The organism is Rothia sp. HMSC066G07, from assembly GCF_001814485.1.
Lineage (GTDB): Bacteria > Actinomycetota > Actinomycetes > Actinomycetales > Micrococcaceae > Rothia.
The window spans coordinates 360,994-381,948 of record NZ_KV816922.1 but is presented as its reverse complement, the minus strand read 5'-3'; the positions used below and the strand labels follow the sequence as shown (position 1 = coordinate 381,948).

20 protein-coding genes and 2 tRNA genes are annotated in these 20,955 nt (G+C 60.2%); 16 read left to right on the top strand and 6 right to left on the bottom strand.

Annotated features, from left to right (window positions below):
- From HMPREF2971_RS03160 to HMPREF2971_RS03150, 3 genes are all read left to right on the top strand, one after another.
- On the top strand, positions 1–481 hold a 481-nt coding region (locus HMPREF2971_RS03160; RefSeq protein WP_210398869.1), incomplete at its 5' end, for a hypothetical protein.
- Between the two features lie 137 nt (positions 482–618).
- Entirely contained in the window at positions 619–900 is a 282-nt protein-coding gene (locus HMPREF2971_RS03155) for a hypothetical protein (RefSeq protein ID WP_049353199.1), read from the top strand.
- A 67-nt stretch (positions 901–967) separates the two neighbouring features.
- Complete coding sequence (locus tag HMPREF2971_RS03150) at positions 968–1,411, top strand: hypothetical protein (RefSeq protein WP_049353200.1); 444 nt, start codon at positions 968–970, stop codon at positions 1,409–1,411.
- Between the two features lie 103 nt (positions 1,412–1,514).
- On the opposite strand, the gene HMPREF2971_RS03145 is transcribed toward HMPREF2971_RS03150, so the two are convergent.
- Positions 1,515–1,602, bottom strand: a tRNA-Ser gene (locus HMPREF2971_RS03145).
- A gap of 125 nt (positions 1,603–1,727) precedes the next feature.
- On the opposite strand from HMPREF2971_RS03145, the gene HMPREF2971_RS03140 reads away from it, so the two are divergent.
- The 3 genes from HMPREF2971_RS03140 (at position 1,728) to HMPREF2971_RS03130 (ending at position 4,620) form a co-directional block, all read left to right on the top strand.
- Positions 1,728–2,738, top strand: coding sequence for an NAD(P)H-quinone oxidoreductase (locus tag HMPREF2971_RS03140; protein ID WP_049346164.1), 1,011 nt, complete (start codon positions 1,728–1,730; stop codon positions 2,736–2,738).
- 248 nt (positions 2,739–2,986) lie between these two features.
- A complete protein-coding gene (locus HMPREF2971_RS03135) occupies positions 2,987–3,526 on the top strand; it encodes a dehydrogenase (protein ID WP_070691264.1) in 540 nt (179 codons plus the stop codon).
- A 218-nt stretch (positions 3,527–3,744) separates the two neighbouring features.
- Positions 3,745–4,620: an HpcH/HpaI aldolase/citrate lyase family protein gene (locus tag HMPREF2971_RS03130; protein ID WP_044150069.1), complete on the top strand. Its 876-nt coding sequence runs from the start codon at positions 3,745–3,747 to the stop codon at positions 4,618–4,620.
- 126 nt (positions 4,621–4,746) lie between these two features.
- On the opposite strand, the gene HMPREF2971_RS03125 is transcribed toward HMPREF2971_RS03130, so the two are convergent.
- Positions 4,747–5,013, bottom strand: a complete 267-nt coding sequence (locus HMPREF2971_RS03125) for a hypothetical protein (RefSeq protein ID WP_005504446.1) — start codon at positions 5,011–5,013, stop codon at positions 4,747–4,749.
- Between the two features lie 105 nt (positions 5,014–5,118).
- A tRNA-Thr gene (locus HMPREF2971_RS03120) sits at positions 5,119–5,193 on the bottom strand.
- A gap of 320 nt (positions 5,194–5,513) precedes the next feature.
- Between HMPREF2971_RS03120 and HMPREF2971_RS03115 the strand changes: the two genes are divergently transcribed.
- Positions 5,514–6,278, top strand: coding sequence for a DsbA family protein (locus HMPREF2971_RS03115; protein WP_070691261.1), 765 nt, complete (start codon positions 5,514–5,516; stop codon positions 6,276–6,278).
- Positions 6,278–7,066 carry a spermidine synthase gene (locus HMPREF2971_RS03110; RefSeq protein WP_070691257.1) on the top strand — a complete coding sequence of 263 codons (789 nt, stop codon included), beginning with the start codon at positions 6,278–6,280 and terminating at the stop codon, positions 7,064–7,066. Before HMPREF2971_RS03115 ends, HMPREF2971_RS03110 begins: the two co-directional genes overlap by 1 nt.
- Before the next feature lie 102 nt (positions 7,067–7,168).
- Here the strand turns inward: HMPREF2971_RS03110 and HMPREF2971_RS03105 are convergent, their stop codons facing one another.
- Positions 7,169–8,143 carry an EamA family transporter gene (locus HMPREF2971_RS03105; RefSeq protein WP_070691255.1) on the bottom strand — a complete coding sequence of 325 codons (975 nt, stop codon included), beginning with the start codon at positions 8,141–8,143 and terminating at the stop codon, positions 7,169–7,171.
- 184 nt (positions 8,144–8,327) lie between these two features.
- A complete protein-coding gene (locus HMPREF2971_RS03100) occupies positions 8,328–9,389 on the bottom strand; it encodes an EamA family transporter (protein ID WP_012902817.1) in 1,062 nt (353 codons plus the stop codon).
- 271 nt (positions 9,390–9,660) lie between these two features.
- On the opposite strand from HMPREF2971_RS03100, the gene HMPREF2971_RS03095 reads away from it, so the two are divergent.
- Positions 9,661–10,542, top strand: coding sequence for a di- and tripeptidase (locus HMPREF2971_RS03095; protein WP_070691252.1), 882 nt, complete (start codon positions 9,661–9,663; stop codon positions 10,540–10,542).
- Between the two features lie 106 nt (positions 10,543–10,648).
- Here the strand turns inward: HMPREF2971_RS03095 and purB are convergent, their stop codons facing one another.
- Positions 10,649–12,082: an adenylosuccinate lyase gene (gene purB / locus HMPREF2971_RS03090; RefSeq protein ID WP_070691247.1), complete on the bottom strand. Its 1,434-nt coding sequence runs from the start codon at positions 12,080–12,082 to the stop codon at positions 10,649–10,651.
- Positions 12,083–12,373: 291 nt separating this feature from the next.
- Here purB and HMPREF2971_RS03085 point away from each other — a divergent pair, with 291 nt between their 5' ends.
- The 7 genes from HMPREF2971_RS03085 to HMPREF2971_RS03060 all read left to right on the top strand — a co-directional run bounded on the left by HMPREF2971_RS03085 (position 12,374) and on the right by HMPREF2971_RS03060 (position 20,906).
- Positions 12,374–12,967, top strand: coding sequence for an ABC transporter substrate-binding protein (locus HMPREF2971_RS03085; RefSeq protein ID WP_070691245.1), 594 nt, complete (start codon positions 12,374–12,376; stop codon positions 12,965–12,967).
- A 19-nt stretch (positions 12,968–12,986) separates the two neighbouring features.
- Positions 12,987–14,750 (top strand): hypothetical protein, encoded by a 1,764-nt coding sequence (locus tag HMPREF2971_RS03080; RefSeq protein WP_246825020.1) that lies wholly within the window; start codon positions 12,987–12,989, stop codon positions 14,748–14,750.
- A complete protein-coding gene (locus HMPREF2971_RS09375) occupies positions 14,680–15,393 on the top strand; it encodes a hypothetical protein (RefSeq protein WP_246825019.1) in 714 nt (237 codons plus the stop codon). The genes HMPREF2971_RS03080 and HMPREF2971_RS09375 overlap by 71 nt, the downstream gene beginning before the upstream one ends.
- Before the next feature lie 252 nt (positions 15,394–15,645).
- Positions 15,646–16,773 (top strand): histidinol-phosphate transaminase, encoded by a 1,128-nt coding sequence (locus HMPREF2971_RS03075; RefSeq protein WP_012902822.1) that lies wholly within the window; start codon positions 15,646–15,648, stop codon positions 16,771–16,773.
- Between the two features lie 402 nt (positions 16,774–17,175).
- The gene (locus HMPREF2971_RS03070) at positions 17,176–18,342 is read left to right on the top strand and encodes a thiamine pyrophosphate-dependent enzyme (RefSeq protein ID WP_070691243.1); all 1,167 of its coding nucleotides are present in this window, start codon (positions 17,176–17,178) and stop codon (positions 18,340–18,342) included.
- A gap of 2 nt (positions 18,343–18,344) precedes the next feature.
- Positions 18,345–19,331 carry an alpha-ketoacid dehydrogenase subunit beta gene (locus tag HMPREF2971_RS03065; RefSeq protein WP_070691241.1) on the top strand — a complete coding sequence of 329 codons (987 nt, stop codon included), beginning with the start codon at positions 18,345–18,347 and terminating at the stop codon, positions 19,329–19,331.
- A gap of 99 nt (positions 19,332–19,430) precedes the next feature.
- Complete coding sequence (locus HMPREF2971_RS03060; RefSeq protein WP_070691237.1) at positions 19,431–20,906, top strand: dihydrolipoamide acetyltransferase family protein; 1,476 nt, start codon at positions 19,431–19,433, stop codon at positions 20,904–20,906.
- Positions 20,907–20,955 lie beyond the last annotated feature (49 nt).

The window sequence follows — 20,955 nt, the reverse complement described above, 5'->3', positions numbered from 1 at the left end:
GGATGCGATGTCGCAGCTACCCCAAAACAATGAAGCCTTCGATTACAACCCCGAATACGCCAAGACCCACCGGGGGAACGACAGCGTGCAGTCTGGTACGGACGACCAGCCGCTACCCGCGAGTGAGTTCTCTTCGAGCGTGTGGAAGATGGGCCCTGGCGAAAAAGCCGCAAACCTCTCCCTGATTTTCGGTGTCTTCGGTATGCTTATTCTCGCCCTAGCGTTTTGGTGGGTTTCCCATGGCTTTGGTATCGGCATGCCAATAATCATTGCTGCGCCATTACTGAGCCTCTTGGGTCTCTGGCAAGCACGAGTGGCAAGACAGCACGGTGAGGACGCCAACGTGGGTCTGTTTCTCAGCGGGATAGGAATGGTCATTGTCATCGCCATCGTCGGCTTCATCATAATGATTGGGTTTGCTCTGTACGGCTTCAATGATGCAGGCCCGTCGACGAGCCTGAGCGCTCTCTCACTTCGATAGACACGTAACACCCGGTATTGAAAGGTTATGATGCAACGATGCAGGATCCAATCCTAGGCCCGTATTCCGACCCAGCAGCTGGTCTGCGCTCGAAACCTCATCGCCACAAACAGGGTGCTGATATTGAAGAGCCCCCTATGATGCAGAGCGGTGGGAAAACAGCGACTAATCTAGGGGAACGAGCCTCCCAACTTTCACTCACTTTCGGTGTGCTCAGCCTCATCAACATCATGGTGTCGGGTCCGTGGTTTTTCGGTATCCCCACCATCATCTTAAGTGTCCTTGGTCTACATAAAGCTAAGGAAGCGGATAGTTACGGCGTAGTTTCTCTTGCGGGTCGAATCCTGAGCTGGATAGCTATCGCCAAGCTTGTCCTCGTGTACGTACTGATTGTGTGGGCGTGGTTCAACGGCGAATAGGTTTTTGCGAAGCACCAGGCTGAGGTATTCAACTAACGCGTGTAGATCCTGAAAGGTTGTGGATGCGATGTCGCAGCTACCCCAAAATAACGAAGATTTTGATAACAACCCTGAAGACGCCAAGCTCTACCAAGCGGATGACAGCCAACAGCCGGAGACTGACGGCACGGACGACTGGGAGCAACCTGCGAGCGAGCAACCTCCCGCTGTGCAAGGAACACAAGACGGTAAAAGGGCTGCGAACTTCTCCCTGCTTTTCGGCTTCCTCAGCCCGCTGTCTTTCGTTCTAGGGTTTTGGTTGCTTGTCCAGGGTCTTGGAGAAAGTGGTCTGCAGGTAGCTCTCGCCGCGCCGGTGCTGAACATCCTGGGTATCTGGCAGGGGTGGGTAGCGCAGAGGCACGGTGTACCTGCCCTAGCGGGTCGTATTCTCAACTGGCTGGGGCTATGCTTTTTCATCGGTATCGCCGCCCTCTTCATGTATATTGCGAATGCCTTGTCACAAATCAACTGACGACGCCCTCCGGTAACTCAAAACGGCGTATGCAAAGAGCCCCGCTCCTCAATACGAGGAACGGGGCTCTTTGCGCTCCACACGTGGAGCAGAAGCTAAAACGCGGATGGTAAGGGATTTGAACCCTTGAGACGGGGTTACCGCCTACTGGTTTTCAAGACCAGCTCCTTCGGCCGCTCGGACAACCATCCATACGCACCAGAGACCGGCATTTTATGGCAATACCGTGCCGCAGGGCACTACGAGATTATCTCATGCGATAAGCTTTCTGTAAATCGCGCACCAACGATGGTGCTTCCGGCAATGAGGAGGACTCATGAGAGCAATTATTGAGAACAGTCACGGTGGACCTGAGGCCCTGACAATCAGCGAAGTCCCCGCCCCCGTACCCCGATCCCACGAAGTTCTCATTCGTGTTCACGCCGCCGGAATCAACCGCGCCGACGCCCTGCAGCGCCGCGGATTCTACCCGCCGCCCGCCGGAGCGAGCGCCATCTACGGCCTCGAAGTAGCCGGTGTCATCGAAGCCGTCGGTGAAGGCGTCTCCGTAGAGAACCGCGGCACCCCCGTCATGGCGCTCCTCGCTGGAGGCGGCTACGCCGACTACGTGACCGTACCGGTCGACCACGTGCTACCCGTACCCGAACAGCTGAGTTTTGCCGAAGCCGCCGGTATTCCCGAAGTCGCGGCAACCGTCTACTCGAACCTGGTTCTCACCTGTGGTATGAGCATGAACCCCGCCGAAAACCTCAAGGAAGACGGTGAACCCGCGGTGGTGCTCGTGCACGGTGGTACCGGCGGTATCGGTGTGCACGCTATTCAGCTGGCGCTCGCCGTAGGTACCCGCGTGTTTGCAACCGTGGGAACCGAGGAAAAAGCAGAATATGTGCGCTTACTAGGTGCGGAACCCATTATTTATACAGAACATTCGTTCCGTGAAGTTCTGCTGGCTGAAACTGGCGGACGCGGCGCTGACTACATCCTCGACGTCGTGGGCGGAAAGTACCTGGACGACAATCTGCACACCCTCGCCGACGGCGGGCACCTGTGCATTATCGGTCTGATGGGCGGCGCCAAAGCAGAAGTGAACCTGGGGTATATGCTCTCCCGCCGCCTGTCGGTGCACGCTACGAGCCTGCGTACCCGTTCGGATCATCAGAAGGCTGAGATTCTGCGAGGTGTACGCGAACACGTGCTGCCGCTGATTGAATCCGGCAGGATTGGCGTGGGTCTGGACCGTATCTTCGACATGGAGGAGGCGGCTGCCGCCCACGAATACTTCGACTCCGGTCAGCATCGCGGCAAGATTGTGCTGCGCATGGTCTAGAAATCGCTGCGCCCCTGCGGTGCTATTTTAGGCCGGTGCCATTTTAGACTGGCGCTGCGGGGAGCGTCGCGTGAGCGGCGTGAAGAAAATCTGGGTTTGAAATAAACAGTTGACTGCTGACATCTCGTCACCAAAAGAGATTTAGGGTAACCTAAGTATAGGGAGGTTTGCGGGTCGCCGCAGAGCCCATCGCCGGCAGCCTCCACCGACCAACCAACACGGCACACACACCACGCAGAGGAGGGCACATGGGACTTAAAAGCTACCTGCAATCGCGCCGCGACGACGCCGAACTCGGCAAAGGCATCTGGCGCCGATCCCACGACCGGTTTATTCGCGGCATTGACCGCTTCCACCAGGTCCTCGAACGCCTAGCGGCAACCGATTCGTCCGCCTCCATGATTGAGCTCATCGTGCCGGACGCAAACGCGCTCGCCGACCTCATCCCGCGCGTGCGTGCAGTCGCCATGGAAGCGCACCGCCTCGCCCCCAGCGACGGCGATATTCCCGCCTCCCCGTTCGGCACCTACTCCGACCTGAACCGCGCCCTCTCCAAGGCAGGTAACGCCGTGGCACTCTGCGCCGAAGCGCTCGCCATGGCACGCTGCTTCGGCAATTGTGCCACCGGATGCGACCGCCAGGTGAGCGTGCACCGTCGCGTGGAAACCGTCATCCAGCACATTGAAGACGCCGAACGTCTGATTCAGCGCGCCCAGAAGGAAGCCGCCGGCGAGCTGACCTTCGACGATGGAATCCCCGTGGGCCGCACCCAGCTGATTGAGGCATAACACAGGGCCTAAATTGCGGTCAACAGGCGGGTTAGTTTGATGTGCACCTCAACAGGCGATACGCTTAAAGAAGAGGTGTAGGACACTTCTTATGCGGTTCCGTCACAATGGAGGTGACGACACAATGCGATGGTACGCGCGGAAGAACCGCAGGCTTTTTCCTGTCCCTCTACGGCACAACCCAATGCATATACAATTCACGGAAGAAGTCACACACCATGTTTGAATTCCACCGCAATGAGCGTGCGCGTCAGCTGCGCCCCAGCCTCTCACGCTCCTGGCTCCTCGTGCGCGCCAACTCCTCCGAAGAAGTCTTTGAAGAGGCCTTCGAATCCGAGGCCGACTCCATCATTATCGACCTCGAAGACGGCTGCCCCGCCGAAGAGAAGGACGCCGCTCGCGAACAGGTCGTCCGTATGCTCAACTCCGGCGTCGTCGCATGGGTGCGAATCAACGCCATCACCACCGAACACTGGTGGAAGGACGTCAAGGCCCTCAAGAACGTGAAGGGCCTGCGAGGCGTCATGCTCGCTACCGCAGAGCACGCCACCGACATTGACCGCACCGCAGCCGAGCTGCCCCCCGGAACCCCCATCATCGCGCTGATCGAGTCCGCACTCGGCGTGCACCACTCCATCGAAATTGCGCGCGCAATCGGCACTTTCCGCCTCGCATTCGGCGCAGGCGACTACCGCCGCGACACCGGCTCCTCCGCAACCCCCATGGCGCTCGCCTACGTGCGTTCGCAACTGGTGATTGCCTCCACCCTGGGCGGTCTGCCCGGCCCCATCGACGGCCCGACCCTCGGCGCATACGGCGCTGACCTCTCCAAGGCATGCGGCTACGCGAACGACCACGGCATGACCGGTAAGATCACCCTCGACATTCGCCAGGCTGAGACCATCAACGCGGCATTCTCCCCGAGCGAGCTCGAAATCGAAGAAGCACACCAGATGCTCGACGTGCCCCTCGACGGCCCCCGCGACGGCTCCTACCTGCCGCGCTACCTGCGTGCAAAGAAGGTCAAGGAACTCGCCAAGGTCTACGGCCTGTGGGGCAAGACCGACAGCGACTTCCAGCGCGCATCCAAGTAAGGCGCTGGTCTAAAGTACACACGTAAAAAGCCGCGCATCCGACCCCCGAGCGGGGAACCGGATGCGCGGCTTTTGTCTGCCTGAAACCTCACGAGGCTACAGCCTGGCGGGCTGCTGGTCGGCGGTCTAGTTGCGGGGCGATTTGCCGCCCGTCAGCGCATGAGCGCACACGTACGAAGTCACCAAGGAAATCACAATCGGCACCAGGAACGAGGTGTCATCCTCATACACGGAACGGTAGAAGAACCACACCGCCAGGGAAACCACCAGCGCCAGCACGTACACCAGAGCAAAACGCATCGTGGGGCTCATCGGGCGTGCAGAGCCCGCAGCGGCGCGACCTGCCTGCGCACGGCCACTCTGGCGCTTAGCGGATGCGGATCGAGAAGACATGAGAATCTCCTAAAGTTCGACGGTGACATCTTCGAGAAAACGACAACTCTCAGATGCTAAAAACCGCCGCAACACACCGGAAACCGGCACGCGTTACGGCGGATGTGGAGCCCCCAGTGGGATTCGAACCCACGACCTTTTCTTTACGAGGGAAATGCTCTACCCCTGAGCTATAGAGGCGCATATGCTGCCGTTCTCAACTGCCCGAAAGCAACCGGTGAACAGTGCATACCCCGCAATAGTACCAAAAAGGCGGGGGAGAGGCTAATTACTTTCAACACCGTGACCGCTACCGAGAGCAGGCGACAGGGCGGCTATGGTGTGCACTGCATTCACCCCGCAAACCCGCCCGAAGATAGGGAAAGTTCAGGGCAGAGGCATACAATAAACCCTATACCCACGGCGGCTGACAGCACCTCAGAGTGCACATCAACCACAGATTAATCAACCACAGATGTAGCAAACAGGCCAGCCCGCCACCCGTAGAGAGAGGAACCACCATGACTTCACCCCTCAACCGCCGCACCCTGCTACTGGGCGTAGTGCCCGCCGCCGCCCTGGGGCTGAGCGCATGCGGTTCCAGCTCCTCCCAGCCTTCCGCATCGGCGTCTGCGAGCGGTTCGGCGAGCGCATCTGCAAGCACCGCCGCTACCTCCGCAAGTGCTACCGCGAGCGCTTCGGCGTCTGTCGACCCCTCGGCTACTGCTTCGGCAACCGCCGATGACGGCTACGTCGGCTACCGCCTCAACCGCGAAGTACCCGGTGCAGGCACCGCAACCCTGTACACCGACTACCAGTGCCCCTACTGCGCCAAGGCAGAACCCAAGTTCGAAGAAGCCGCCAAGAAGCTTGACGGCATCATGAACGTGACCGTGCGCCACATGCCGCTGAACATGCACGCCAACGCCGTACCCGCCGCACTCGCCGTAGAAGCCGCAGCAGCTCAGGGTAAGCACGTTGAAATGGCGAACAAGCTCTTCAACACCCAGAACGACTGGAAGAACATCAAAGAGCGCGACAAGCTGCGCACCCTCTTCAACGACTACGCCAAGGAACTGGGCCTGAACGTCGAAGAATTCGACAAGGTCCTACTCGCCTCCGACACCGTCAAGCCCATCCAGCGCGACTACGAGCACGCCGTGAAGATTGGCGTGAAGGGCACCCCCACCTTCGCCGTGAACGACAAGGTCATTGAGGGTCTGGATTCTTCCTCCTCGGTGGATGACCTGGTCAGCACCTTCAAGCGTGAAGCTGGCGTGAAGTAGTGGCACACATTCAGCTCTCCGGCGGGCAGCGCGCCGAAATTCACCCCGACGGGTTCAGCGACCACGGCCACGTCCTCGAAATCGGTGGCGCCGAGCAGTCCCACGTGGACGTACAGAACCCCGACTACGTGTTCTACGAGTACCTGCGCCGCATTGCAAACACGGTGGATGCGCTCGCACCCGCCGGCGAACCCATCACCGCAGCACACCTGGGCGCCGGTGCGCTCACCCTCGTGCGCTATATTCAGGCGACCCGCCCCGGCTCCCGCCAGGTTGCCGTGGATATTGAACCCGAGCTCATGGGCTTCGTAACGGACCGCCTGCCGCTACCCGCCGGAACCGACTGCCAACTGGTGGTCGGTGACGCCCGTGAGCAGCTGGCGAACCTGCCCGAACTGCTGGGCGTGCCCGGCTTCGATGCGATTATCCTCGACATCTTCACCGGCATGGACGCACCCGCCCACCTGGCGAACCGCGACTTCTATCGCGAACTCAAGGACGCCCTGAGCGAGCGCGGCATGGTCGCCATCAACGTGGGTGACGACGCGGGTTTGCCCTTCTTCCAGCTGCAGGCAACCGCCATGCTGGAAGTCTTCGACCACGTGTGGTGCCTGTGCGAGAGCTCGATGCTCAGTGGCGAGAACGAGGGAAACCTCGTACTGATCGGTACCTCCCGCGAGCTGGACGAGGACACGCAGGATCTGCTGTACGCGATGGGACCGCATCCGGCGGAGGTGCTCACCACCGACGAGCTGCGCGACCTGCTGGACGAGCTGGCCGAGAGCTAAAACTGAAACATAAAACCGTTGAGGCGGGTACCAACCAGGTACCCGCCTCAACGGTTTTGTATATGGGTTTTCTCTATGCCGCGCGCCGGCAGAATCTTGGTTTTATTCGGGTAGCGGCACGGGAACGGGGTCCTCACCGTCATCCTTCTGTTTGGGGGAATCGCCCTTCGTGGTGGTGAGCGTAATACCCACACTCGCCGTCATCAGCAGACAGATTGCCACCCAACGAATCGGGCCGGTCTCCTGATCCAGCAACGCCCAACCGGCAATCGCCGCAATCGCCGGTTCCATGCTCATCAGCACACTAAACACCTGCTGCGGCAGGTTACGCAGAGCCATCAGCTCCGCGCTATAGGGAATCACCGAAGCGAACATGGCGGTACCAAAAATCATGAGGAGCAGCATCGGATCCTGCGCCGCATTCCAAATCGGCTGAGGCGCCGGAACAACCGCCGCCACCGGGGCAATAAACGCAGCACCAACAAGCATCGCCACCGCCAGGCCGCTCGCACCCGGAACCAGGGCACCCACCTTCGCGCTAGAGCGAATATACAGCGCCCAGAACACGCCAGCAATCAGCGCGAACGTCAGACCCAGGTAGTCGGTATCCTTACCGACCGCCGCCTCGTAGCCGAGCACCAGCATGCCCGCCAGGGCGCAGAGCACCCACACCGCGTCGCGGAGCCTGCGCGTCAGCATGGACGCCAACGCCAGCGGGCCCAAGAACTCCACCGCAACCGCCAAACCAATCGGGATGTGGTCAATCGCGCAATAGAAGAAGCCGTTCATCAGACCGAAAGTCATACCGAAAATGATGACGGCACGCCACTGCTCCTTCGACCAAGACAGCGCACCCGGCGGCATTTCGCCGCCGCGGCGGGTATGCCAACGCGCCGCCAACCACACGGCGCTACCCACCACAATGGAAGCAATCGCCAGGCGGCTGACACTAATAGCCAGAGCGCCAAACAGCGGGAAAAGAGTAATCGCGAACGCGGCACCGAACTGCAGCGATGAGCAGGACATCAGCACAAACATAATGCCCAGTGCGGGGCGTTGAGATGAAGTATGCGGCATGATTCTCCTTCCTGCGCCTCACAAGGCGGTACTTCTCCACGTGTGCATGCTGTGCCGCTACGGGGCAGAACGAACGCTCCAATAGCGCCGTTTAAAGAGCGCGCCCCCCGGGCAACACGAGATACTATCCTACTCGTTACCCGGGGGGGGCTAGAAGCCGTTGACACGGCTACAGTTCAGTAGATTAGAGGCCCTTCGCCTCACGGTCAGCCTTAATCTGTTCAGCCGACGGAATCGTAATAGAGTTAGTCGCCATCTGCGCAATATCCACCGCGTGCGCATCCACCGCACCCGGCAGGTAATGGTCCGCATCCTCCAGCGTGCCGTCCTCCTGCGCCTTCTTCTGCGCACGAGCGTGAGAAATCGAAATACCGATACTCGCCGCCACCAGCAGAGCAATAGCAACCCAACGAACCAGGCCGGTAGCTTCACCAAGCATCACAATACCCACAGCCGCCGCAATCGCAGGCTCCAGGGACAGCACCACGCTATAAATGTGCGCGGGCAGCAGACGCAGCGAAGAAACCTCACCCAGCGCCGGCAGGGCAGAAGCCAGCAGACCCATCAGGCAGCCAATAGCCAGCAGGTGCACATCCTGGGTGACCTTCAACAGGTTATTGCCGCTTATCAGGAACGGGAACGGCAGAACCAGCAGGGTAGAGACAACGTTACCCACGACCATGCCGCCCATACCCGGAATCAGAGCGCCAACCTTCTCAGTCGCCAGAATATAGGCGGCACGAGAAATAGCGGTCAGGATTGCGAAAACCACACCCATCAACGCGAAATCTTCAGGCTTCGCCTGGGACTCAGCAGTCAGAATCGCCATGCCCGTAAATGACAGAGCAATCCACACCAGGTCCAGCTTACGGCGCGACATAACCGTCGCCAGCACCAGCGGACCCATAAACTCAATAGCCACCGCAATTGCTAGCGGAACCTGCTCAATAGCCACATAGAAGAAGGCATTCGCACCGGTCAGGGCGACACCGAGGACAATGACCGCCATCCACTGCTGACGGGTCCACGAACGAATCTGCGGGCGGAAGAACACCCACAGCAGGATAGAAGATGTCAGCAGGCGCAGAGCGACCACGCCCCAGGGGCCCAAATCGCCCATGAGCTGCTTGGCAAGAGCCGCACCGAACTGCGCCGAAATAATCGCGCCGGTCGCGTACGCAACACCCAGCCCCTGAGTCGCCAGGGGAGAACGCGCAGCATTGGGCGTATGGGTGGAAGAAGTCATAGTATTCCTTAGGATTCAGAAGAGGTATTAGCCGCTATCTGTCATCAGGCGCAACCCGAATCTCCGTGAAGCAGGTCACGCACTATGCAAACAATGAATAGTGTGTAATCTACGACAATTTTACGCGCTTTAAAATTGGGCGCAAATAAAGACCAAAACACCCTAACAAGCGATCAAAAACCTCCACGCCCTCGGTGAAATTTCACCCCCCAAACCCCACCACAGGCCCCATATTCAGGAAAAATTCACCAAGCCGTGATTTACTGAGAGCATGCTTGACCCGAAGAAGTCTCTATTCGATGAAGACGGCAACCCCCGTCCCGCACTGACCACCACCCTCGACAACGTACTGCGCATGCAACGACCGCTCGCGCTGTCCATCGTCAAAAAACTGCGTGAAGCACACCCCGACGAAACCCCCGAACAAATCCACAAGCGCCTCGACCGCACCTACCTGCGTGACATCACCGCCATCGGCGGCGTCACCGGCGCATCCGCATTCGTGCCCGGCGTCGGCACCGTCACCTCCATGAGCCTGTCCGCGCTCGCAGTCGGCGGCTACCTCGAACGCACCGCACTCTACGCCCAGGCAGTCGCAGAACTGCACGGCGTGCACGTACACGACCCCGAAACCGCCCGCTCCATGGTCATGGCAATCATGCTCGGCGAAGAAGGCTCCCAGCTCATGAACACCGTGCTGCTGCAGACCGGCAAGGCAGGCGGTGTCTCCAACAAGTGGGGCATGCTGCTCGGCAACTCCTCCAGCGGCAAGATGTTCAGCGTCGAACGTACCATCCGAAACATGTTCATCCGCCGCTTCCTCACCCGCCAGACCGGTGCACTGCTCGGCCGTGCCCTGCCCTTCGGCGTGGGCGCAGTCGTTGGCGGTGGCGCGAACCTGACCCTCGGCAAGGACGTCGTGCGCAACCCCCGCCGAGCCTTCGGCGACGCGCCCGCCTACTTCCCCGCAGAGCTCATGATTACCCCGCGTGCACCGCGCGTACAGGGCGGCGAAGGTTCGGACGGCTCCTCCGGCGTGGCTGGCTCCCTGCTCAAGGGCGTCAAGGACGCAGGTAAGGCTGTAGGCAAGGTCTTCACCCGCGACAAGGGCAACGACACCGAAACCGGCCACCGCCGCATGCTCGGCCGCTAAAATCCTCGCCAGCTAACAGAACATAGCAAAGACCCAACACACTAAAGACCCCGGCTCCCTAAACACAGGGAACCGGGGTCTTTAGTTTTTAATCCTTTGCTACGGACTAAGCGTTCTTCGCGTGATCCAGCAGCTGAGCCGCAATACCGTTGTAAGTGTGCGGAGTCAGAGCCGACAGGCGCGCTTCAGCCTCGGGGGAGAGACCCAGAGTAGCCACAAACTCCTTCAGACGAGCTGCATCCACGCGGTGACCGCGAGTCAGCTCCTTCAGACGCTCGTACGGGTTCTCCATGCCGGGAACACCCGCGATAGCCTCAGCGCGCATCACCATCTGAATTGCCTCAGCCAGGACCTCCCAGTTCGCATCCAGATCAGCGGAAATAACCTCGGTCGCAATATCCAGACGCTCAAGGCCCTTCACCACATTGGAGATAGCCAGCACCGAGTGACCAAACGCCACACCAATATTGCGCTGCGCCGAGGAGTCAGTCAGGTCACGCTGCCAACGAGAAGTCACCAGGGTCGAACCCAGCGAATCCAGCAGAGCGTTAGAGAGCTCCAGGTTAGCCTCCGCATTCTCAAAGCGAATCGGGTTCACCTTGTGCGGCATAGTCGACGAACCGGTCGCACCAGCCACCGGAATCTGACGGAAGAAACCAATCGAAATGTAGCTCCACACATCGGTGCAGAGGTTGTGCAGCACGCGGTTGAAATGAGCGATATCCGAGTACAGCTCAGCCTGCCAGTCGTGCGACTCGATCTGAGTGGTCAGCGGGTTCCAAGTCAGACCCAGGTGCTCCACAAAACCACGAGAAATCTTCTGCCAATCAGTGCTCGGCACCGAGGCGTAGTGCGCGGCGTAAGTACCGGTCGCACCATTAATCTTGCCGAGGAACTCGGTCGCCTTCACGTGCTTGACCTGGCGCTTCAGACGGTAGGCGAGCACGCCCATCTCCTTGCCCAGGGTGGAGGGGGTCGCCGGCTGGCCGTGAGTGCGGCACAGCATCGGCACGTCGCGGCCTTCCTCAGCCAGCTTCAGCAGAACCTCAATCAGGTTCTCAGCGGCAGGAATCCACACGTTCTCAACGGCGTCCTTGATGCCCAGCGCGTAGGCGAGGTTGTTAATGTCCTCGGAGGTGCAACCGAAGTGAACCAGCGGCACCAGGTGACCCAGGCCCAGACCCTCCAGACGGCGGCCAATGTAGTACTCAACCGCCTTCACATCGTGAACGGTGACTGCCTCAATCTCTGCCAGCTCAGCGACAGAATCAGCGTTGAAATCGGTCACAATGGCGCGCAGGCCCTTCTTCTGCTCCTCGCTCAGCGGGGACAGACCCGGCAGCACCTCGTGCTCGCACAGGTAAATGAACCACTCAACCTCAACGTGGAGGCGGTCGCGGTTCAGCGCCGCCTCAGAGAGGTAGTTGGTCAGGGGTGCGGTCACGGAAGCGTAGCGTCCGTCCAGGGGGCCCAGCGCAAGTTCGCCGGTGCCCAGATCAATACGGCCAGAAGGCAAGAAGGTGTTATTGGTGTGAGACATAACTCTATTTTTGCATGAATTCGCCGAAAAAAAGAGGCGGGCAGAGCATATGGACGTGATGGGCGGCTTGGCTAGTTGCAGAAATATGACAAAACGAGGGGGTGCGGAGGGGGCATTTTTCGGGTGATAAGGGGCAAAAACGTGCGAATTTTTCGAAACAAGCCGGAGTTATCCACAGGTTGCCGTACCCCGCCTGCACGGTCACCGCAACAGATTTAGCCTAAAACAAACCCAAACACAGGACAGAAACAGGCGCATAAACAACCAGTCCAACCATCGAAAGGACGCCCCATGAACACAATCGTCGACACCGCACCGCCTCCCGCACCCCAGCTGCCCCGCATCGAACCAACCGATATCCTCCGCGCAGCAGGACACATGGGCATCGGCACCGCAGCCGGACACGCCCTCGCCACCCAGCTTATGGCCGCCGCCGCGCTCGCCCGCACCAAAGGCGCAGAACTCTCCCACAGGATGCGCACCGAAGCCCAAGAAATCCGCACCGCACACCAACGCGCCAACGAACTCAACGGCGACCACTGGGCCTCCGAAGCCGGACGCGCCTACCGGCGACAACTCGAAGAACACCGCGAAAAAATCCGCAACCAGGCCGAACAAGCCGAAAGCGCCGCAGCCATGATCGCCGCCGCCGGTGAAGAACTCGCCAACGACCTCACCGCCAAAGCGCAGGCAATCCAAGCTGCCGCCTCCGTTGTAGACGGGCTACTCGGCAAACTCGCCGACGGCGCAGCCGACGCACTCGAAAAACTCAACCCCGGCGAAATCATTGCCCGCTCAGGCGTGCAAAAAGCCCAGTCAACGCTGGATTCACTCATGCACGTGAACCTGCCCGACGGGCTGAGCTCGCTCATCCGAACCCACTAACCTCACCCTAGGAGACACCATGATTACCGGACCCACCGTTGCGCCCATCGGTGACCTCACCGACTCCGCAGGGCCCACCGCAGGCACCATCAGCGTTACCCTCGAAGAAATGCCCGCCATCGCTGACGGCCTCGACACCGTCAGTCGCACCTGCGCCGACCGTACCGTGCCCATTCTCGGCATCGCCAATGAGACCCGACTCTTCCTCGGCATCAACGGACGCGCCCAGCTGGCTGCCACTCTCTGCACCGGCCTCGCTGCAGACCTCGGTGTGAGTGCCGCAAAGTTCGGCGCCACCGCAGTCGTTGTCCGAGTCGCCCACAGCTCCTACCTGCAGGTTGAAAACACCGTCGCAGGCTGGTTCGAATCCATGGGCATTGCAAAGGACGGCAAGCTGCCCGACGGACGTAGCACCCAAGATCACTTGCGCGGACTCATCGCCGGAGAACCCGGCGAAGCTGAATACCTCATCAAGCTCACCATTCCCGAGTTTGGGTACTTCTCGGCATCTTGGATGCTGCCGTATTCGCCTATCATCGCGGGTATTCTGTTTGGTTTTACCGCCTATATGGATGCCAAATGGAATCCTGAAATTGCCCGTCAGCGAGCATTTGACCGCCTTGCAAGCATGTTTGGCATTCCGCGAGGACTTGCTCGAAAGGCACTGGGCGGTGGTCTATCTAACCTCATCAAGGCAGCTATCGGTGGAAACGCGGTTTACAACGTCCGTACAGCCTCTGCGGAGGAATACGGTATTGCTACGCATCGCGGCGAGAAAAACCAGCTCTCTGTGGGCGCCAGCTCGGAACGTCTTCTGGCGGCGGCGCAGGCGCAGGACCTTGAACTTGAACGTTCCCGGCAGGACCCTTTGACCGCTGAACGTAGTGCCGTACTCGTCACCGTTATGTACGAAGCAGGACATGAAGGCGACCCTGCCCATGCGCTGTATGTGGTGAGCATTCCGGGTACTATCTTTGGATCTTGGGGTGGATCCATCATAGATGGCGAGGGGACTCTCCGTGAAGCAGCGGGCCCAGACCAGATGAACTCTGCGTACATGATGATTTTGCAGGCTCTGCGTGATGCTGGTGCTCCCAAGGGTGCTCGTGTATACATGGAGGGCTTCAGCCAGGGAGCAATGATCGCCCACAACATGGCGAATAGTGCTGAAGTCGCCAAAGAAATCAATATTGTGGGTGTCTATGCCCAAGCTGCCCCGATGCGAGGTATGTCAGCCAAACAACGTGACTTTGCCGTGGATTACGTGGAGGGTGACGGCGATGGGGTTCCTGATATAGCAAAGAAGATTCCCTTGCCACAGATTTTTGGAGAACCGTGGCATCCTGATGAACGCGATACGGTAATCACCGTCAATAACCATGAGCATCATGCCGTAAATTACCACGAAGCCCTACACCGTGAAGGGCATAGCGGCAAGGTGCCTGGCGGCATGCGCGCCGCAATGGATGGTAAAGAGTATGTGCTGGGGGAACAGAAGGTTACCTCCGCCTCAAACCTGCCGGACGGTCTGCCTCCCGCTCTACGAGTGGGTATAACTATCAAACGTACCGAGGGCTACGCTGTTGCAGCCCTTGCATCAGGAACTATCCCTGGTGGCTTGGGTATAGTTGAGGGGATTGATCAGCTGACAGGCGGGCGCCTGGGGCAAGCAAAGCGTGGTATCGAAGACCGTCTCAGATGTCCAACAGGGCATGGAGATTGCCAAGCAGAGGGCCGAGGGTCTCCAGCGAGAAGCTGGAGAAACCGTACAGGCGGCTGCTAAGCAAATCCCCGCCGTCATCGAGGGCATCAAAAAGACCATCCCTCACCCCGAGCCGACTCCGCAGGAATCTCAGAACCCGCAGCCTGCATGGCCCGAAATGCCTGTGCCGCAGATGCCCAAGGTGCCCCTCCTGCAGGGATACAACCCGCAGCATCTGCCGCCCGCCATCAAGATGCCGAGCGACCTGAGCCGCCCCGAGCCTGCCCACATCAAGATGCCGAGCGACCTGAGCCGTCCGGAGCCTGCGCCCATCAAGATGCCCACTCGAATCGAGGCAGAGGGGCAGCTACCCCCTGCAGGTCTAATCCCGCCGGACATTCTGCCCAAACCTGCAGATCTGCATACGCACATCGAAAAGGCTGTTACTCAGCCAATCATCGATCAGCTGCAGCTCCCTAACGCGGGTTCCGCGCTCAAGAATCCTCCAATCTTCGGAGCCAGGCAAGGCGGAGACTACGACGGCGTTGAGTCGCTCATTCCCATCCTGCCAGGCCAGAAGCCGGCACCCATGCTCCCGCCCAAGAGCATTGACCCCGGCTTCCTCGCACCAACTCCGCCCGAGAACATCGACCCCGGGTTTCGCGCCCCAGGCCCTCCCGAGGATCTGACTCCCCTCGAGGAGCGTGAACCCCTGATGGTCTAAACACCGAGTCTAAAAGCATCAATCTCAAGGACTCTGTATCTCAAAGACTCGGTGGAGGGTGGAGGGGACGAGTAGAGTAGAGAAGAGAAAAGGAGGGGCGCCACCGGGAACAACCCCGGCGGCGCCCCTCCATCTTTGCGTACAGCACTCGCGGCCAGTATCTGCTGCCTGCACAGTTACAGCTTGCTCGCGACCTGCTCTCCAGGTGAGAAGCGTTAGCCTCCGAGCCGCCCGCAGGCACATACTGGAACCATGAGCCAGTCAGCTGAACACGCCAACATCCCGGTCCGCCCCGTCTTCAACACCCTGCCCAGCTACGCGGCAGGCAAGCCGCCCACACCCGTTGAAGGCCTCACTCAGTACAAGCTCTCCTCGAACGAGAACCCGCTGGGCCCCGTACCCGAGGTTGCGCGCGTCCTCGCAGAATTTGCGACAGCGCACCGCTACCCCGACCCGCTCTCCACCGCCCTGCGTCAGAAGCTCTCCGCACGGCTCGGCGTGGACGCTGACGACATCGTCACCGGTGCCGGAAGCCTCGGTGCGCTCAACCAAATCCTCAAAACCTTCGCCGGCGTAAACGCCGACGGCGTGCAGGATGAAGTCATCTACGCCTGGCGCTCCTTCGAGGCATACCCGATCCTCGTCGGCATTATGGGCGCTCGCAGCGTGCAGGTGCCGAACCTGCCCGACGGCTCACACGACCTGGACGCCATGGCGGCAGCCATCACCGACCGCACCCGCCTGATCCTGGTCTGCACCCCCAACAACCCGACCGGCCCCGCCGTCACCGAAAGCCAAATCCGTGCGTTCCTGGAGAAGGTGCCCGCCCACATCCCCGTGGTGATTGATGAGGCGTACTTCGAGTTCTGCGCCGCCTCCACCGTGCCGGAAGGTGAAGAAGCCCCGCTGAACGGCCTGGACATCTACCGCGACTATGAGAACGTCATTATTCTGCGCACCTTCTCCAAGGCGCAGGGCCTGGCGGGTCTGCGCGTGGGCTACTCGATTTCGCACCCGCAGATTACGCAGCACCTGCGCGTGGCGGCAACCCCGTTCGCCGTGACGGCGCTGGCTGAGGCGGCGGCTATCGCCTCCATCGAGCATGAGGATGCGGTGATGGAGCGCGTGAGCCACCTGGTCTCTGAGCGTGAGCGCGTGACCGCCCGCTTGCGCGAGCTGGGGTACGAGTTCCCGAGCACCTACGCGAACTTTGTATGGCTGCCGCTGGGGGAGCGCACGGGTGAGTTCGTGCAGCTGATGGCTGAGCATGCGCTGTCGGTGCGTGCGTTTGGTACCGAGGGTGTTCGCGTGAGTATCGGTGAAGTGGAGGCGAACGACCGTTTCCTCTCGCTCTGCGAGGTCTTCGCGAAGGGTCTCTAGAGCCTCTTGTGAAGGGGCTTGGGTGATGACCCGACCATAATTGAACAATGTACTATTTTCCCTTGTCGAGGATCGTTTAAGCTTTTCAAATGGTTCTCGCGTGGGAAAAATGGCGGCTCGAAAAAGCGCTTAATGGCTAAACTAAACCTCCTATATATTCTAGAAAAAGAATATATGGGAGGTTTAATTTAATGATGTTCAAATAGTGAATGACAGGGCACAATACACTGCGTTATCAGCGTAACTGCCGCGAGATAAAGCCGGAAAGAGTAGACTGGTAACTATATATACCCAGACCCTCACAGGCCTGCCGGAACACCTCAAACCCTGCACCATCAGGTGAACGTTGAGACTAAAACCCGGGCCGCTGAGGGCCAAGCCCTCGTCACGTGTGGAGGTTAGATGCACGAGAACGACAAGTACCCGGGAGTGCCCGAACGCATCCAGCTCATGGATGAAAACGGCACCGTACACGAACACCCCACCTACAGCCGGTACATCGAAGACGTCAACGCAGACACCCTGCGCGAGGCATACCGCCTCATGTACCCCACCCGCCGATTCGACGACGAGGCAACCGCCCTGCAGCGCCAGGGTCAGCTCGCCCTCTGGGTACCCAGTCGAGGCCAGGAAGCCGCACAGATCGGCTCCGCACTCGCCTACGCGCCCAACGACTACATCTTCCCCTCCTACCGTGAGCACGCCGTCGCCCTGGCGCGCGGCGTGGACTTCCGCGACCTGATCACCATCTTCCGCGGCTCCACCACCCACGGCTGGGACATGAAGGCACACAACTTCCACACCTACACCAAGGTGCTTGCCGCCCAGACCCTGCATGCAGTCGGCTACGCCATGGGTCTGAACTTCGACGCCGACATCGAGGCTGAAACCGGCATCCGCCGCACCGGTCAGGGCCAGGCAACCGACCCTGCCGAGGACACCCAGAAGCCTGCCGTGGCGGTCTACTTCGGTGACGGCTCCTCCACCGAGGGTGATGCGCACGAGTCCATGGTTTTTGCCGCCTCCTATAACGCACCGGTGCTCTTCTTCGTGCAGAACAACCGCTGGGCTATCTCCGTGCCCTTCGAGGTGCAGTCCCGCGTGCCGGTGTCCACCCGCGCCGCAGGCTACGGCTTTGAAGGTATCCGCGTGGACGGCAACGACGTTCTCGCGGTGCTCGCCGCGACCCGCTACGCCATGGAGAAGATTCGTGCCGGTGAAGGCCCCGTGCTGATTGAAGCTGAGACCTACCGCCTCGGCCCGCACACCACCGCGGACGACCCCACCAAGTACCGCACCGATGCCGACCTGGAAGGTCCTCTGCGTCGCGACCCCATGCTGCGCCTTGAGAAGCACCTGCGTGATAACGGCTACGCCGATGATGCATTCTTTGCTGAGGTTGCAGAATCCGCGCAGCAGGTCGCATCCGGCGTGCGCGAGGCAGTGCTGAACAGCGAAGTTGCCGACTTTGAGCATTTTTTCGACCGCGTCTACGCGCAGGAACACCAGCAGGTGGAAGACGACCGCGAGTTCTACCGTAACTACGTTGCAGGCTTTGAAGAGGAGTAAGCATGAGCGAGAAAATTGAACGTTTGACCCTCGCCAAGGCGATTACCCGCGGCCTAGAAGACGCCATGGAAGCCGACCGCACCGTCGTCATGCTCGGTGAGGATATCGGCAAGCTTGGTGGCGTGTACCGTGTGACCGAGGGCCTGCAGGCGCGCTTCGGCAACCGCCGCGTCATGGATGCGCCCCTGGGAGAGTCCGGCATTATCGGCACCTCCATCGGTATGGCCCTGCGTGGCTACCGCCCCGTGCCGGAGATTCAGTTCGACGGCTTCGTGTTCCCCGCCTACAACCAAATTACGAGCCAGCTGGCGAAGATTCACAACCGCACCGATAAGCAGTACACGGTGCCGGTGACTATCCGCATTCCGTACGGTGGCGTGATTGGTTCGGTGGAGCACCACTCCGAGTCCCCGGAGGCGCTGTTTGCCCACACCGCGGGTCTGCGTATTGTGACCCCTTCGACCCCGCACGAGGCGTACTGGATGACCCGCAAGGCGATTGAGTGCCCCGACCCGGTCATTATTTTTGAGCCGAAGCGCCGCTACTGGCTCAAGGGTGAAGTGGACTTTAGTGACACTTCCTTTGATCCGTTTAGCGCCCAGGTGGTGCGTGAGGGTACGGACGCGACCATCGTTGCGTACGGTCCGCTGGTGCCGGTTGCTCTGGCTGCGGCAGAGGCTGCCATGGAGGACGGCCGTTCGATTGAGGTTATTGACCTGCGCTCGATTTCGCCGCTGGATGTGCCGACCGTTGCCGCTTCGGTGGCGAAGACTGGCCGCCTGATTATTGCGCACGAGGCGCCGACCTTTGGTGGTATGGGTGGTGAGTTGGCTGCGGCGATTACGGAGCGTTGCTTCTACAGCCTGCAGGCGCCGGTGATTCGCGTTGGCGGCTACTACATGCCGTACCCGATTTCCCGCGTTGAGGAAGAGTACGTGCCCGATATTGACCGTATTCTTGAGGCGGTTGACCGCGCTTTTGACTACTAGGCATTCCCTGATCTGACGTATCAGCGTGTTGCGCTATGGCGGGTTGCGAGCCCGCACAGAATATTCCGTATAGGGTATATGCCCTAGTGAGAGGTAAAAATGTCCCAGATTTTCCCGCTCCCTGACGTGGGTGAAGGCCTGACCGAAGCAGAAATCCTCAGCTGGAAGGTTGCCGTCGGCACCGAGGTCGCCATCAACGACGTCCTCGTTGAAATTGAAACCGCGAAGAGCGTCGTGGAACTTCCCTCGCCCTTCGCCGGCACCGTCGAGGCGCTACTCGTTGCCGAAGGTGAAACCGTTGAGGTGGGCACCCCAATCATCAGCATCTCCGGCGGCGACAACGCCCCCGCAACCCCGGCGGCACCCGCCGCAGCAGAGGCTGAGTCCGGCACCGCACTGGTCGGTTCCGGCCCCAAGGCGGACGCTGTGAAGCGTCGCGCCCGCAAGCGCCCTGCTTCCGCAGCCCAGCCCGCACAGGCTGCTACGGCACCGGTAGCACCGGCTGTTCAGGCACCCGTGGCACACACCCCCGCCGACTCGGTGAATCGCAACCAGGGCCTGCTGAGCGAGCTGGCTGAGCGCGCCTCCCGCTTTGTGGAGAACACCCCGCTGAACTCGGTGGTGCAGCGTCTGGCACCCGAGCCCGCAGCGGCTCCCGCGCCGACTTTGGCTCCTGAGCAGGTTCCGCACCGCCCGACCCTCGCGCCGCCTCCGGTGCGTCTTGCCGCAAAGGAGCTGGGTGTTGACCTGGCGAACGTGACCGCTACCGGTGCGCGCGGCCAGGTGACCAAGCAGGACCTCATGAACTATGTGGCGCACCTGAGCGATGTGCAGCATAGCGGCGCCCGCCAGCCGTTCTGGCAGCCCGCAGCCACCCCCGGTGACCGCATTGAGCGCATCCCGGTGCGTGGCGTGCGTAAGGCTACCGCGAAGGCTATGGTTGCTTCGGCGTTTAGCGCCCCGCACGTGTCCATCTTCGTGGATGTTGATGCCTCCCGCACCATGGAGTTCGTGAAGCGTTTGAAGAAGTCCCGCCACTTTGAGGGTGTGAAGGTCACCCCGCTGCTGGTGCTTGCCGCCGCGGTCATTTGGGCTGCTGAGCGTAACCCGCAGGTCAACGCGACCTGGACCGATAGCGAAATCCAGATTAAGCACTTCATGAACCTGGGTATTGCTGCGGCGACCCCGCGCGGCCTGATGGTTCCGAACATTAAGGACGCTCAGGAGCTGTCCCTGCGTGAGCTGGCTATCGCGCTGAACAACCTGACCACTCGCGCCCGTGAGGGTAAGACTCAGCCCGCTGAGATGGCGAACGGCACCCTGACCATTACGAACATCGGTTCGCTGGGTATTGATACGGGTACCCCGATTATTAACCCCGGTGAGGTGGCGATTGTTGCCTTCGGTACGATCAAGCAGAAGCCGTGGGTGGTTGATGGTGAGGTCATTCCTCGCTGGGTGACGACCCTGGGTGGCTCCTTCGATCACCGTGTGGTGGATGGCGACCTGTCAGCTCGTTTCATGGCTGATGTGGCTGCGATTCTTGAGGAGCCTGCACTGCTGCTGGACCACTAAGCGGAACATTTTGGCTAGTCAGCGCCGTATTGCTGGGTAGCTAAGGCCG

Coding starts and splice junctions, on each gene's coding strand:
- HMPREF2971_RS03155 (WP_049353199.1), top strand. CDS start 619: ATGATGCAGAGCGGTGGGAAAACAGCGACTAATCTAGGGGAACGAGCC.
- HMPREF2971_RS03150 (WP_049353200.1), top strand. CDS start 968: ATGTCGCAGCTACCCCAAAATAACGAAGATTTTGATAACAACCCTGAA.
- HMPREF2971_RS03140 (WP_049346164.1), top strand. CDS start 1,728: ATGAGAGCAATTATTGAGAACAGTCACGGTGGACCTGAGGCCCTGACA.
- HMPREF2971_RS03135 (WP_070691264.1), top strand. CDS start 2,987: ATGGGACTTAAAAGCTACCTGCAATCGCGCCGCGACGACGCCGAACTC.
- HMPREF2971_RS03130 (WP_044150069.1), top strand. CDS start 3,745: ATGTTTGAATTCCACCGCAATGAGCGTGCGCGTCAGCTGCGCCCCAGC.
- HMPREF2971_RS03125 (WP_005504446.1), bottom strand. CDS start 5,013: ATGTCTTCTCGATCCGCATCCGCTAAGCGCCAGAGTGGCCGTGCGCAG.
- HMPREF2971_RS03115 (WP_070691261.1), top strand. CDS start 5,514: ATGACTTCACCCCTCAACCGCCGCACCCTGCTACTGGGCGTAGTGCCC.
- HMPREF2971_RS03105 (WP_070691255.1), bottom strand. CDS start 8,143: ATGCCGCATACTTCATCTCAACGCCCCGCACTGGGCATTATGTTTGTG.
- HMPREF2971_RS03100 (WP_012902817.1), bottom strand. CDS start 9,389: ATGACTTCTTCCACCCATACGCCCAATGCTGCGCGTTCTCCCCTGGCG.
- HMPREF2971_RS03095 (WP_070691252.1), top strand. CDS start 9,661: ATGCTTGACCCGAAGAAGTCTCTATTCGATGAAGACGGCAACCCCCGT.
- purB (WP_070691247.1), bottom strand. CDS start 12,082: ATGTCTCACACCAATAACACCTTCTTGCCTTCTGGCCGTATTGATCTG.
- HMPREF2971_RS03085 (WP_070691245.1), top strand. CDS start 12,374: ATGAACACAATCGTCGACACCGCACCGCCTCCCGCACCCCAGCTGCCC.
- HMPREF2971_RS03080 (WP_246825020.1), top strand. CDS start 12,987: ATGATTACCGGACCCACCGTTGCGCCCATCGGTGACCTCACCGACTCC.
- HMPREF2971_RS09375 (WP_246825019.1), top strand. CDS start 14,680: ATGGAGATTGCCAAGCAGAGGGCCGAGGGTCTCCAGCGAGAAGCTGGA.
- HMPREF2971_RS03075 (WP_012902822.1), top strand. CDS start 15,646: ATGAGCCAGTCAGCTGAACACGCCAACATCCCGGTCCGCCCCGTCTTC.
- HMPREF2971_RS03070 (WP_070691243.1), top strand. CDS start 17,176: ATGCACGAGAACGACAAGTACCCGGGAGTGCCCGAACGCATCCAGCTC.
- HMPREF2971_RS03065 (WP_070691241.1), top strand. CDS start 18,345: ATGAGCGAGAAAATTGAACGTTTGACCCTCGCCAAGGCGATTACCCGC.
- HMPREF2971_RS03060 (WP_070691237.1), top strand. CDS start 19,431: ATGTCCCAGATTTTCCCGCTCCCTGACGTGGGTGAAGGCCTGACCGAA.